Genomic DNA, 14,886 nt, shown 5'->3' on the forward strand with positions numbered 1-14,886 from the left:
AAGTAATTTGTTCAATAAAGTGTCCATCTGAATCTTAGAAGAACTTATCCAGTCCCCACTTTGAACAAGATGAGGGTGTTAGTGATGGTAGCGTTTGGATAAAAATTACTTGATATCTATATGGTTATAATGATAAGTGCATATAAAGATTGATATGCAAAAGGTTAAAACAGTATTTACAGTAATTATTACAAAATCCAGGGGATCTCCCACATGAAAATAATATACAGGAATTGCAGGAAGCATCAAAGGAGACATCTGCATATATATACCTGTTAAAGTAATAAATGCATTGGATATGGAAGCCAATGTACCACATACTACAGGTAAAATAATGTTTCTGGTTATATTTCCAATGAGTATAGGAATAGGCATCAGTAAAAGTTGTGCAAACAGGGAATATGTATTTACTTTTATATCTTCTATAATAAAATTTTTAGCAGGAAACTGTCCCCAGCATATATAAAGAGTTACATAGGCAGCTATAAATTGAATAAAATATACAGCCAGAATTAATATATATATTGTAATGAGTTTGGCTATGAATATTTTTGTTCTGTTAATGGGATAGGTGTATAAGATATTAGTGGTTCTATCTGTAAATTCCCTCGAAAAAATATAGCTTGATATTAGTGAAAAAAAAACTACATACAAAAATTGAAAACAAATCAGTTCTACATTTATTCTATAATTTTTAATAAGGGTATATCGCAGTGTGTCTGAAATATTACTATAATCATTTGAAAGCGATGCAATACATTGAAAGATAGGAATAAAAACTGAAATAATTAAGGATAAAATGATTATATAGGATTTTTTTAATTTCAAAAATTCCGAATATATTATATTAAACATTTAATTTCCTCCTGTAAGTTTTAGAAAATAATCTTCCAGGCTGTCTATTTTTAAGCAGATTTCCTCCACAAGTATATCATTTGAAACAAGAACCTTGTTTATAGTAGAAACTTCTTGAAGTCTTTCATAAACTCTTAGATTATTTTTTCCCCACAGTGTATAATCTTTTATATTTAGCTTTTCTTCTAAGATAAAACAAGATTTTTTATCCTTATCGACTTTTATATTTATATAATGTCTATTTCTTTTTTTAAGTTCATCATAGGGTATTTCTTCTAAAAGTACACCCTTATGAATTATTCCAACTTTTGTAGCCATTTGTTGAATCTCGCTTAATATATGACTAGATATTAAAAATGTAATATTTTGTTTATGAGCTAAATCTATAATTAATTCTCTTATTTCTTTTATCCCAGTAGGATCAAGGCCATTTGTAGGTTCATCCAATATTAAAAATTCAGGATGATGTAAAAGGCTTCTTGCAATTCCAAGTCTTTGCTTCATGCCAAGGGAAAATTCTTTTACCTTTTTATTTTCCACATTTCCTATACCAACTACTTTTAAAGAGTTTTTTATAGAATCTTTTTCCTGAACACCCATCATACGTCTGTGTATTTCTAAATTTTCCGAAGCTGTGAGGTTTGGGTAAAATCCAGGATATTCTATTATAGAACCTATTCTTTGAAGTAGATTTTTATTTTTACTGGACACTTTTTGGGAAAATAGTTCTATTTCTCCAGAGGTTGATTTTATAAGTCCCATTATCATTCTTATAGTGGTAGTCTTTCCTGCACCATTTTCACCAAGAAAACCGTATATATCACCTTTTTCTATAGTCATATTTAAATTATCAACTGCATAAAAATTTTTAAATTTTTTAGATAAATTATAGGTTTTTAGAATGTTATCCATTTAAGTCACCTTCCTGTTATTTATAATCTATTTAATTATTTTACATAAAAAAGGACTATATTTATAATACAATATAATCCTTACAAGCTATTTACACGGTTCTTACAATTTTCTTACATCTCTATCAAGTGTAAATTTGAATTCTGTTCTTTTTAAGGGAATACTAGATACAGAAATTGTACCGCCTAGAGATTCTACCAATTTTTTAACTATGCTAAGGCCAAGACCACTACTTTTTAAATTTGATTTTCTTGATTTTTCAACGGTATATAATCTATCAAATACGTAATTTATCTCATCTTGAGGTATCCCTAAGCCATTATCCCATATTGATATAAAAACTGTATTTTTAGTACAGCTTATATCGACACATATTTTTGTGCTGTTTTTTCCATGTTTTAGGATATTGCTTATAATATTGTTTAAAATTCTATTTAAGGCTTTTTCGTCTGCATTAACATATATATTATCTTTTTGAACATTTAATTCAGGTTCTATGTCTTTCTTTTTAAATTCATTAAAAAAGGATATAAGCTGTTGTCTTATAACTTCACATATATTAATTGATTTCATTTCTAATTTAAAGTCTTTTGAGTCCATCTTTGAAATTTCAAAAAACTCTTCCAACATATCATAGAGATAATTTCCCTTAGTATAAACTATTTTTATGTATCTATTTATTTCATCCTGGCTTAAATTAGAGTCATTTAGTATAAGTTCTATATATCCAAGAATTGAAGTAAGTGGTGTCCTTAAATCATGTGATATATTTGAGATCATTTTTTTCCTTGATTCTTCACTTACAACATTCTTCTTTTCAATATGTTGGAGCTTTTCTATAAGACTATTTATCTTTATAGTTAATTTGCTAAGACATTTTATATGAGTTTGAAGTCTTATTCTCTGATTGGAGTTTCCATTAAGTATATCATCTATATATTTACATATGCCATTTATATTTTTATAAAGATGCAGTAGTAATATTGAAAGAAAAATTATTATAGATATGAGTATGTAAGTAACTATGTTCATATTATTCACCCAGTTTGTATCCTATACCCCAAACAGTTGATATATATTTAGGGTTGTTTGGAGTATCTTCAATTTTATTTCTCAGTCTTTTTATATGTACCATTACAGTATTATCATCATGTATATATTTATTTTCCCATACATTATTAAATATTTGAGCTTTTGTAAATACCCTGTCTGGATTTTCAAGAAAAAGTTTTAGAAGTTGAAATTCTTTTGGTGTTAAATTCAATTCCTTATTTTTTTTAGATACTTTGTAATTTAAAGTGTTCAATTTAAGATCCGCATATTGTAAAATTGGATTTTTAGAGTACTCTTTATTATAGCTTATATATCTTCTAAGCTGAGATTTAACTCTTGCGGTTAATTCTCTTATGGAAAAAGGTTTTACAATGTAGTCATCTGCACCCATGCCAAGGCCTATAATTCTATCTGTTTCTTGGTCCTTGGCAGATAGGATTATAATAGGTACTGTACTGCTTTCTCGTATTTTTCTTAAGACTTCTATGCCGTCTATATATGGAAGCATTAAATCAAGAATAACTAATTGAAAATTATCACTATGATATTTATTTATTGCATCTTCTCCATTGAAAGCTTGTATCATATTATATTTTTCTCTTTTTAAAGTATTATAAATCAAATTATTTATTTCTTCATCGTCCTCTACGATTAATATTCTAGGCACGTTCATTTGTGTAGACCTCATTTCATATAGTTAATTATTTGTTTAATTTAAATTATAGCACACATATTATTATTTAAATTTAATGAATAAGTTATAGTTAAAAGAGGAATCATAATAAATAAACATATCCAGGAGTATCTATGCTAAAAATACTTTGAAATATGTAATAAAACTTAGATATGTAGATATAAATTAGTTATATTGTATTTGGAATTAAGACCTAATGTAATGCTCATGATGTAATAATATCCGTCGTCTTAGAAATGCCCAAAATGAAATAAGTCAGCAAATTTTATTGATAATAAAAAAATGATAAAAAAATGTTGACAAAGGGAAAATGAGATGATATACTGTAAAAGCTGTCTGGGGAAAACAGGCGGCAGTAAAGATGAAATATGATCCTTGAAAATTAAACAGAATAAGGAAGATAGGTAAACTTATTTATTAAGAATAAACCAGCAATTCTTTTGAGCTGCGAGAGCAGTAGAGAGAGTAGTTTCGTATGAAGTATACTTAAAATTGGCAGTAACGAGCAAGACAAGGAAAAATACCCGGGAGGAGCAGAACTTACTTGTGTAATTGAGCACCGGAGCGGGGATTTTAACGAAGTATTGCGAAGTTAATGGCAATTTTAAAGATGAGTCAAAAACTTTTAAAATAAGAGTTTGATCCTGGCTCAGGACGAACGCTGGCGGCGTGCCTAACACATGCAAGTCGAGCGAGGAAGCCCCTTCGGGGGTGGAATAGCGGCGGACGGGTGAGTAACACGTGGGTAACCTGCCTCAAAGAGGGGGATAGCCTCCCGAAAGGGAGATTAATACCGCATAGAAGGTAAAAATCGCATGATAAATACCTTAAAGGAGCAATCCGCTTTGAGATGGGCCCGCGTCGCATTAGCTAGTTGGAGGGATAAAAGCCCCCCAAGGCGACGATGCGTAGCCGACCTGAGAGGGTGAACGGCCACATTGGAACTGAGATACGGTCCAGACTCCTACGGGAGGCAGCAGTGGGGAATATTGCACAATGGGGGAAACCCTGATGCAGCAACGCCGCGTGAGTGAAGAAGGTTTTCGGATCGTAAAGCTCTGTCATCCGGGACGATAATGACGGTACCGGAAGAGGAAGCCACGGCTAACTACGTGCCAGCAGCCGCGGTAATACGTAGGTGGCGAGCGTTGTCCGGAATTACTGGGCGTAAAGGGTGTGCAGGCGGATATTTAAGTGAGATGTGAAAGACCCGGGCTTAACCCGGGCAGTGCATTTCAAACTGGATATCTAGAGTGCAGGAGAGGAGAACGGAATTCCTAGTGTAGCGGTGAAATGCGTAGAGATTAGGAAGAACACCAGTGGCGAAGGCGGTTCTCTGGACTGTAACTGACGCTGAGGCACGAAAGCGTGGGTAGCAAACAGGATTAGATACCCTGGTAGTCCACGCCGTAAACGATGAGTACTAGGTGTAGGGGGTATCGACCCCCCCTGTGCCGCAGTAAACACAATAAGTACTCCGCCTGGGAAGTACGATCGCAAGATTAAAACTCAAAGGAATTGACGGGGACCCGCACAAGCAGCGGAGCATGTGGTTTAATTCGAAGCAACGCGAAGAACCTTACCTGGACTTGACATCCCCTGAATGACTCGTAATGGAGGAAGCCCTACGGGGCAGGGAGACAGGTGGTGCATGGTTGTCGTCAGCTCGTGTCGTGAGATGTTAGGTTAAGTCCTGCAACGAGCGCAACCCCTGTCGTTAGTTGCCAGCACGTAAAGGTGGGCACCCTAACGAGACTGCCGCGGTTAACGTGGAGGAAGGTGGGGATGACGTCAAATCATCATGCCCCTTATGTCCAGGGCAACACACGTGCTACAATGGGCAGAACAGAGAGAAGCAATACCGCGAGGAGGAGCAAATCTCAAAAACTGCCCCCAGTTCGGATTGCAGGCTGAAACCCGCCTGCATGAAGTTGGAGTTGCTAGTAATCGCGAATCAGCATGTCGCGGTGAATACGTTCCCGGGTCTTGTACACACCGCCCGTCACACCATGAGAGCTGGCAACACCCGAAGTCCGTAGTCTAACCAAGGAGGACGCGGCCGAAGGTGGGGTTAGTGATTGGGGTGAAGTCGTAACAAGGTAGCCGTAGGAGAACCTGCGGCTGGATCACCTCCTTTCTAAGGAGTCGAAAGGCTGGGAAAAAACCTGCCTTAAAAGCTGGAATTTGAGATAAATAAGTTGCCCTTTATTCTGTTTAATTTTGAGGGATCATAGTCATTTGACGATAAAGGATTGACAGTTAGATTCCTATTTCAATTGAGCAGTGCAGACTGTAATAATAAATTGTGCACTGTGAATAGTAAATTGAAATAAAATTGTCCTTTGAAAATTGCACAGTAAATAAAAGAAGTAAAGCTAAGGTTAGAAATAACCTTTGTAGTGGATAAGTATAAATGAGTTTATGCTTATTTTAATAAGATATAGTTCCTATATTAATATAATTGAGAATAAAGTTTTAATTATATTTACGTAGGACAAAGAAAATTAGTGATAACGAGCAGAGCGAGGAAAGACTTGAGTGAGGAGCAGAGTTTACTTGTGTAAATGAGCACCGCAGGGAAAGGCTTGACGAAGCTGTGCGAAGTTAGCAGTAATTTTTTAATGAAACTCACTCAGCTAAGGCTGAGGAGTGCAATTTAGGCACCAAATCGAAGATTTGGACTAAATTATCAGGTCAAGCTACAAAGGGCGCATGGAGGATGCCTTGGCACCAGGAGCCGAAGAAGGACGTGATAAGCTGCGAAAAGCTCTGGGTAGGCGCAAATAGCCAGAGAACCAGAGATGTCCGAATGGGGAAACCCACCTATAAAACAATAGGTACTGCATGCTGAATATATAGGTATGCAGGGGAAAACCCGGGGAACTGAAACATCTAAGTACCCGGAGGAAGAGAAAGAAAAATCGATTTTCTAAGTAGCGGCGAGCGAAAGGGAAAGAGCCCAAACCGGAAACTTGTTTCCGGGGTAGAGGTCAGGTGATAAAAAATGTGGAAGCTTAAGTGAATTCAACTGGAAAGTTGAGCCGCAGAAGGTAAAAGCCCTGTAAGTGAAAAGCAGAAGCAAAATAACCTGTACCGGAGTACCACGAGACACGAGAAACCTTGTGGGAAGCAGGGAGGACCACCTCCCAAGGCTAAATACTACCTGGTGACCGATAGAGGAGGAGTACCGTGAGGGAAAGGTGAAAAGAACCCCGGGAGGGGAGTGAAATAGAACCTGAAACCGTGTGTCCACAAACAGTCGAAGTACGTTAAAGTACGACGGCGTGCTTTTTGTAGAACGAGCCAGCGAGTTACGGTATGCAGCAAGGTTAAGTACTTAAGGTACGGAGCCGAAGGGAAACCGAGTCTGAAAAGGGCGGGGAGTTGTATGCCGTAGACCCGAAACCGGGTGACCTATCCATGGCCAGGTTGAAGCGGAAGTAAAATTTCGTGGAGGACCGAACCACGTTGGTGTTGAAAAACCATGGGATGAGCTGTGGATAGCGGAGAAATTCCAATCGAACTCGGAGATAGCTGGTTCTCCTCGAAATAGCTTTAGGGCTAGCGTCGGGAGTGAGTAATGGAGGTAGAGCACTGACTGGGGTAGGGGCTGACAACAGTTACCGAACCTTATCAAACTCCGAATGCCATATACTTGAATCCCGGCAGTCAGACTGCGAATGATAAGATCCGTAGTCAAAAGGGAAAAAGCCCAGATCAACAGCTAAGGTCCCGAAGTGTAAGTTAAGTGGAAAAGGATGTGTGATTTCGAAGACAACTAGGATGTTGGCTTAGAAGCAGCCATACATTTAAAGAGTGCGTAATAGCTCACTAGTCAAGAGGTCATGCGCCGAAGATGTCCGGGGCTAAAACTTACCACCGAAGCTATGGGCCTGAAAGGGCGGTAGGGGAGCATGCTGCACAGGGAGAAGCCATACCGGAAGGAATGGTGGACAGTGCAGGAGAGAGAATGCTGGCATAAGTAGCGAGAAATAAGTGAGAATCTTATTGGTCGAAAACCTAAGGTTTCCTGGGGAAGGTTCGTCCGCCCAGGGTAAGTCGGGACCTAAGCCGAGGCCGAAAGGCGTAGGCGATGGACAACCGGTTGAGATTCCGGTACCACATTTTTGCGAAAAAGAACAGAAGGGATGACGCAGAAGGATAGGATGTGCACACGAATGGATAGTGTGTCCAAGGAGTGAGGGAGGACATAAAGGAAAAGCCGTATGTCCGATAATCCTGGGCTTTGAAGGGGAGTCCGCAAGGACGAGTATCTGATTTCACACTGCCAAGAAAAGTCTCTATGGAGCAGGGATGTGCCCGTACCGCAAACCGACACAGGTAGGTGAGGAGAGAATCCTAAGACCATCGGAAGAATTGTTGTTAAGGAACTCGGCAAATTGACTCCGTAACTTAGGGAAAAGGAGTGCCTCGAAAGAGGCCGCAGAGAAAAGGCCCAAGCAACTGTTTATCAAAAACACAGGTCTCTGCTAAAGCGAAAGCTGAAGTATAGGGGCTGACGCCTGCCCGGTGCTGGAAGGTTAAGGGGACTGCTTAGCGCAAGCGAAGGCAAGAACTTAAGCCCCAGTAAACGGCGGCCGTAACTATAACGGTCCTAAGGTAGCGAAATTCCTTGTCGGGTAAGTTCCGACCCGCACGAATGGCGTAATGATTTGGGCACTGTCTCAACAACAAATTCGGCGAAATTGAAGTGCAAGTGAAGATGCTTGCTACCCGCGATTGGACGGAAAGACCCCGTAGAGCTTTACTGCAGTTTATCACTGAATTTTGGTATTGCCTGTACAGGATAGGTGGGAGGCAGAGAAGGAAGTGCGCCAGCATTTCTGGAGTCAACGTTGGGATACCACCCTGGCAGTACTGGAATTCTAACCGGAGTGCATGAAACTGGACACGGGACAATGATAGGCGGGCAGTTTGACTGGGGCGGTCGCCTCCAAAAGAGTAACGGAGGCGTACAAAGGTTCCCTCAGAAGGGTTGGAAATTCTTCGTAGAGTGCAAAGGCAGAAGGGAGCTTGACTGTGACACACACAGGTGGAGCAGGGACGAAAGTCGGGCTTAGTGATCCGGTGGTACCTCGTGGGAGGGCCATCGCTCAACGGATAAAAGCTACCTCGGGGATAACAGGCTAATCTCCCCCAAGAGTTCACATCGACGGGGAGGTTTGGCACCTCGATGTCGGCTCGTCGCATCCTGGGGCTGGAGTAGGTCCCAAGGGTTGGGCTGTTCGCCCATTAAAGCGGCACGCGAGCTGGGTTCAGAACGTCGTGAGACAGTTCGGTCCCTATCCGTCGCGGGCGTAGGAAATTTGAGGGGAGCTGTCCCTAGTACGAGAGGACCGGGATGGACTGACCGCTGGTGAACCAGTTGTTCCGCCAGGAGCACAGCTGGGTAGCTAAGTCGGGAAGGGATAAACGCTGAAAGCATCTAAGTGTGAAGCCCACCCCAAGACAAGATTTCCCATGGCGAAAGCCAGTAAGACCCCTCCGAGAAGAGGAGGAGATAGGTCAGGGGTGTAAGCATGGCAACATGTTAAGCTGACTGATACTAATAGGTCGAGGGCTTGACCAAATAATATTTACTGTGCAATTTTGAGGGGATAAAACTCCTGAAAAGAATAATATAAATCTGGTGGCAATAACGTGGAGGCAACACCCCTTACCATTTCGAACAGGAAGGTTAAGTTCCACAGTGCCCATGGTACTGCAGGGGAGGCCCTGTGGGAGAGCAGGTCGCTGCCGGATAAATTGTTCCGTGGTAGCTCAACGGTGGAGCATTCGGCTGTTAACCGAAGGGTTGGAGGTTCGAATCCTCTCCACGGAGCCATTTTTTTATTTTTTGTTTTATATTTAGAAAATATATTATATTATGTAGTCATTTCTTAACTATGTTTTTTCCATCACTTATAAGCACTATATTTCCATCAATATCAGTTCTATAAATACGTATATTTCTTTTTTTTAGTTTTCTTAAGGTTTCTTTATGGGGATGCCCATATCTGTTATCTGCACCACAACTTATAATTGCTATTTCAGGGGATACTTTATCCAAGAATTCATCTGTGGTAGAAGTAGAACTACCATGGTGACCAAGCTTTAATACATCTGCAGATATATCATAATTTTTATCTAGAATTTCTCTTTCACTTAATTTTTCAGCATCTCCTGTAAAAAGAAATTTAGTATTTCCATAGGATATTTTTAAAACTATGGAGTAGTTATTAGTATCTTCATATCTATCGCTGTTGGGAGCTAATATTTCTGCTTTAGTACCTTCACCTAAATCCAATTGCATACCCGGCTTTGGAACATCTATTTTCATATTTTTAGATTTTAATTCAGTTATCATATTCTCAAAGGCCCTGGTATTAACTGTTTTTTTGGGAGCATAAAATTTGTCTATAGGGTATGTATTTATTACAGTACTCATACCACCTATGTGATCTTCATCAGGATGGGTGGCAATTACATAATTCAATTTTTTAATATCTATACTATTTAAATAGGATAAAAGCTTATCAGTACTTTTAGTTGGTCCTGCATCTATTAGTAGATTTTTATTATTTACTTGAATAAGTTCACTATCTCCCTGACCAATATCTATATAATATACTGTAAATTCTAAAGATTTATTGAAGGAATTGCTTGTTTGGCTGCTTTCTAAATTCATGCAGCCGGATATCAAAAAGGTTATTGATATTAATAGAGCTATTATATTAAAATATTTTTTTATATAATTCATAAAATTCAACCACCCTGTTGTAATAATTATCTTACGTTATTCTTCAATGTATATCTGTTTAAGTATCTCTTGTCTTATAATATTTGATATATCTGATAACTCTTCTTTAGAAAGTCTATCAGTATATATAGGTTTACATATGGTTACTTTCACCTCTGCCGATTTTACTATACTATATTTATTGCCTTCTCTTAATTTGTAGCTGCCATCTATGGCTATAGGAACTATAGGGACCTTTGCTTTTAAAGCTAATTTCAAACTTCCTTTCTTAAATTCACCTATTCTAGGACCTTTACTTCTGGTGCCTTCTGGAAATATTACCATGCTGTGTCCACTCTTTAATATTTGAATTGCTTTATTTATGGATTTCATAGATTCTCGTATACTTTCTCTATCTATAAAAACACATTTTATTTGTTTCATCCAGTAAGCTATCAATTTAAATTTTATTATTTCCTTTTTGGCTATAAAGCCTACTGTTCTATCTACAGAATGAACTATTATGGGTATATCTAAAAAACCTTGATGATTGGAAACGAAAAGACAGGGGGACTTAGGTATATTTTCCACTCCCTTTAATTCTATTTTGGCACCTATAAGTTTTAATATAAAATCAGCCCATTTTTTTAAAGATATATTTATGTAATTTTGGGCTTCTTCTTCATTTTTGGTTTTTCTAATTTTATTTAACTTTGATTTCTTACCCAATGAATATATCATATACAAGAAAAAAATAAAGTAAAATAAAATGGTTTTTAACATAAGTAAAAACTCCCTTTCTGTAATATTATATTTTTATTTAATATATATTGCCTTATTTATTATATCATAGGAATAATTATATTCATGTATATTTGCTAAATATAAAATTACAGTTTTAAAAATAAAATTGTAATTTTATAGAGCCAATATGTAGTGGAAAAAATCCTTTTTCATATATAATTAAAGGAGATGAATACGTTTTATTCAAATGTATGATAATGGGATAAAATTTATTTGCTAAAATATAATAAAAGTGCTACAATATAAGTATAATTATTCTTATTTGTAGTTATTAGAGTGCTATATATCTAATAACTATTTGAATTTTAAGTATAAATATAATGTTTTTACATATAAAGGTAAAGATATATATGAATTAGCTTTACCAAAATAATTCAAAAATTCATTTTAAGTTATAGATCCAATATTTAAAATAAGGAGATGATTTATATGAAAAAATGTTCCTATGATTATAAATTGAACAATGTAAATGATCCTAATTTTTATAAAGACATATTTCCATATGAAGAAGTGCCAAAAATAGTTTTTAATAATATACAGTTACCTATGGATCTTCCAGATAATATATATATTACAGATACTACATTTAGGGATGGACAGCAGTCTATGCCTCCTTATACTTCTAGGGAGATAGTTAGGATTTTTGATTATCTTCATGAATTAGATAATAATTCAGGAATAATAAAACAGACGGAATTTTTTCTATATACAAAAAAAGATAGAAAAGCTGCAGAGGTATGTATGGAAAGAGGATATGAATTTCCAGAAGTTACTTCTTGGATAAGGGCAGATAAGGAAGATTTAAAATTAGTAAAGGATATGGGAATTAAAGAAACAGGAATGCTTATGTCTTGTTCAGATTATCATATATTTAAAAAGCTTAAGATGACAAGAAAAGAAACTATGGATATGTATTTAGATTTAGCAAGGGAGGCGCTAAATAATGGAATTCGCCCTAGATGTCATCTGGAAGATATAACAAGGGCGGATTTTTATGGATTTGTGGTGCCTTTTGTAAATGAACTTATGAAAATGTCAAAAGAAGCAAATATACCCATAAAAATAAGGGCCTGTGATACTTTAGGATTAGGAGTACCTTACAATGGTGTGGAAATTCCAAGGAGTGTACAGGGAATTATACATGGACTTAGAAATATTTGTGAAGTTCCTTCAGAATCCATAGAATGGCATGGACATAATGATTTTTATGGAGTAGTAACTAATTCTTCAACTGCGTGGTTATATGGGGCATCTTCTATAAATACCTCTTTCTTAGGAATAGGAGAGAGAACAGGAAATTGTCCTTTAGAGGCTATGATATTTGAATATGCTCAAATAAAAGGGAATACTAAGAACATGAAACTTCATGTTATAACAGAATTAGCACAATATTTTGAAAAGGAGATCAAGTATTCTGTACCTGTAAGGACTCCTTTTGTAGGTACTGATTTTAATGTAACAAGAGCAGGAATACATGCAGATGGTATATTGAAGGATGAAGAGATCTATAATATATTTGATACGGATAAAATTTTAGGAAGGCCAGTAGTAGTTGCAGTAAGTCAGTATTCTGGCCGTGCAGGAATAGCAGCTTGGGTTAATACTTATTATAGATTGAAGGATGAGGATAAAGTCAATAAAAATGATTCTAGAATTGATCAAATAAAAATGTGGGTAGATGAACAATATAGAGCAGGAAGGACTAGCGTAATAGGCAATAATGAGTTAGAATTATTAGTGAGCAAAGTAATGCCAGAAGTTATTGAAAAAACAGAAGAAAGAGCTAGCTAATTTATAGCTCGTAATTTATAAAAATGGAGGATAGGAATGGGATTAAATGCATCACAGAAAATCATAAAAAATCATTTAGTTAAAGGTGAAATGATACCTGGAAAAGAAATAGCCATAAAGATAGATCAAACCCTTACACAGGATTCTACAGGGACTATGGCTTATCTTCAATTTGAGGCGTTAGGAATAGATAGAGTTAAAACAAAACGCTCTGTAGCCTATATTGATCATAATATACTACAGTCTGGACCGGAAAATGCAGATGATCACCTTTATATTCAAACTGTAGCGAAAAAACATGGTATATATTTTTCAAGACCAGGAAATGGAATATGCCACCAAGTTAATTTAGAGAGATTTGGAGTTCCAGGAGATACTCTTTTAGGTTCAGACAGCCATACTCCTACTGGTGGAGGCATAGGAATGCTGGCCATTGGTGCAGGTGGATTGGATGTAGCTGTAGCTATGGGAGGGGGAGAATATTATGTAAATATGCCCTCTATTGTAAAGGTAAACTTAACTGGAAAATTGAGTCCTTGGGTTACGGCCAAGGATATAATTTTGGAGATGTTAAAAAGGCTCACAGTTAAAGGTGGAGTGGGAAAGATTTTTGAATATACTGGAGAGGGAGTTAAAACTCTGTCTGTACCAGAGAGGGCTACCATAACCAACATGGGTGCAGAACTGGGTGCTACGACTTCTATATTCCCTAGTGATGATGTAGTACAGAAATTTTTAAAAGCACAGGGAAGAGAAGAAGACTTTTATTTAATACAGCCGGATGAAGATGCGGTATATGATGAAGAAATGGAGATAAATTTATCTCTGCTTGAGCCTATGGTAGCGTGTCCGCATAGTCCTGACGATGTAGTACCTGTTTCTGAATTGAAAAATATAAAAGTGAATCAGGTGTGCATAGGAAGTTGTACTAATTCTTCTTATGTGGACATGATGAAAGTTGCAAACATATTAAAGGGAAATACTGTAAGTGAAAATGTATCCTTAGTAATATCTCCAGGATCTAAACAGGTTTTAACTATGTTAGCGGAGAATGGTGCTTTGGCTTCTATGGTAGCAGCTGGAGCCAGAATACTTGAAAGTGCCTGTGGGCCTTGTATAGGCATGGGACAATCACCATCTACTGATGCTGTCTCCCTTAGAACTTTTAATAGAAACTTTGAAGGAAGATCTGGAACCAAATCTGCTAAAATATATTTGGTTAGTCCAGAAATTGCAGCAGCTTCCGCGTTAACAGGGCATATTACAGATCCAAGAACTTTAGGAGAGTACTTTGATATAGAAATGCCTTCTAAATTCTTAGTAGAAGATAATATGATAGTTGATCCTTCAGAAGATGGAAGAGAAGTTGAAGTAGTAAGGGGACCTAACATAAAACCTTTTCCTAAGGCAAAAGCTTTGGGAGAAGTTGTAGAAGGAAAGATTCTCACAAAAGTAGGAGATAATATAACTACAGATCATATAATGCCTTCTAATGCTAAGCTTTTACCTTATAGGTCTAATATACCTTACTTGGCTGAATATTGTCTAACTCCCTGTGATGAGGATTTTCCTAGAAAAGCAAAGGAAAATCAAGGAGGATTTATAGTAGGAGGGAGTAATTATGGTCAGGGTTCAAGTAGGGAACATGCAGCTTTAGCACCACTTTATTTGGGGGTGAAAGCAGTATTTGCTAAATCTTTTGCAAGAATCCACAAAGCCAATCTTATAAATAATGGGATAATTACTTTGGTATTTGAAAATTTAGAGGACTATGACAAAATAAATGTTATGGATGAATTAGAAATTAAGGATGCATTGACACAAATTGATAATAATATTGTTATAGTGTCTAACAAAACTAAAGATGAAGAATATAGGATGATATTTGATGCCACAGATAGGCAGAGAAATATGATAAGGTACGGAGGATTATTGAATTTAGTAAAGAGAATCAATAACTAAAATTTTAACAGCTTGAAATAAATTTGATGAAACATCAAGTCGTTTTTATTCCAGGAAATGTAGAAGTTCAAAAAAT

General features: G+C 36.8%; 8 protein-coding genes, 1 tRNA gene and 3 rRNA genes. 6 read left to right on the top strand and 6 right to left on the bottom strand.

Annotated elements, in window-relative coordinates:
- Positions 1–105: 105 nt before the first annotated feature.
- From CKL_RS04735 to CKL_RS04750, 4 genes are all read right to left on the bottom strand, one after another.
- Positions 106–855: an ABC transporter permease gene (locus CKL_RS04735; RefSeq protein ID WP_012101338.1), complete on the bottom strand. Its 750-nt coding sequence runs from the start codon at positions 853–855 to the stop codon at positions 106–108.
- On the bottom strand, positions 856–1,767 hold the full coding sequence (locus CKL_RS04740; RefSeq protein WP_012101339.1) for an ABC transporter ATP-binding protein: 912 nt from the start codon (positions 1,765–1,767) through the stop codon (positions 856–858).
- Positions 1,768–1,869: 102 nt separating this feature from the next.
- Positions 1,870–2,799, bottom strand: coding sequence for a sensor histidine kinase (locus tag CKL_RS04745; RefSeq protein WP_012101341.1), 930 nt, complete (start codon positions 2,797–2,799; stop codon positions 1,870–1,872).
- A 1-nt stretch (position 2,800) separates the two neighbouring features.
- Complete coding sequence (locus CKL_RS04750) at positions 2,801–3,493, bottom strand: response regulator transcription factor (protein ID WP_012101342.1); 693 nt, start codon at positions 3,491–3,493, stop codon at positions 2,801–2,803.
- Between the two features lie 647 nt (positions 3,494–4,140).
- Here CKL_RS04750 and CKL_RS04755 point away from each other — a divergent pair.
- The 4 genes from CKL_RS04755 (at position 4,141) to CKL_RS04770 (ending at position 9,359) form a co-directional block, all read left to right on the top strand.
- Positions 4,141–5,651: ribosomal RNA gene (locus CKL_RS04755) — 16S ribosomal RNA — on the top strand.
- Between the two features lie 555 nt (positions 5,652–6,206).
- A 23S ribosomal RNA gene (locus tag CKL_RS04760) occupies positions 6,207–9,104 on the top strand.
- Between the two features lie 56 nt (positions 9,105–9,160).
- A 5S ribosomal RNA gene (gene rrf, locus CKL_RS04765) occupies positions 9,161–9,277 on the top strand.
- The 16S, 23S and 5S rRNA genes sit together here with 1 tRNA gene alongside, the layout of an rRNA operon.
- Before the next feature lie 7 nt (positions 9,278–9,284).
- Positions 9,285–9,359 (top strand) — tRNA-Asn (locus CKL_RS04770).
- A 48-nt stretch (positions 9,360–9,407) separates the two neighbouring features.
- On the opposite strand, the gene CKL_RS04775 is transcribed toward CKL_RS04770, so the two are convergent.
- Together CKL_RS04775 and CKL_RS04780 are read right to left on the bottom strand one after the other, a co-directional pair.
- A complete protein-coding gene (locus tag CKL_RS04775) occupies positions 9,408–10,274 on the bottom strand; it encodes a ComEC/Rec2 family competence protein (RefSeq protein ID WP_012101343.1) in 867 nt (288 codons plus the stop codon).
- Positions 10,275–10,310: 36 nt separating this feature from the next.
- A complete protein-coding gene (locus CKL_RS04780) occupies positions 10,311–11,036 on the bottom strand; it encodes a lysophospholipid acyltransferase family protein (RefSeq protein WP_012101344.1) in 726 nt (241 codons plus the stop codon).
- A gap of 450 nt (positions 11,037–11,486) precedes the next feature.
- Between CKL_RS04780 and CKL_RS04785 the strand changes: the two genes are divergently transcribed.
- Positions 11,487–12,848, top strand: coding sequence for a 2-isopropylmalate synthase (locus CKL_RS04785; protein WP_012101345.1), 1,362 nt, complete (start codon positions 11,487–11,489; stop codon positions 12,846–12,848).
- A gap of 36 nt (positions 12,849–12,884) precedes the next feature.
- Entirely contained in the window at positions 12,885–14,810 is a 1,926-nt protein-coding gene (locus tag CKL_RS04790; protein WP_012101346.1) for an aconitate hydratase, read from the top strand.
- Positions 14,811–14,886 lie beyond the last annotated feature (76 nt).

The sequence above is a fragment of the Clostridium kluyveri DSM 555 genome (assembly GCF_000016505.1).
GTDB classification, from domain to species: Bacteria; Bacillota; Clostridia; order Clostridiales; family Clostridiaceae; genus Clostridium_B; species Clostridium_B kluyveri.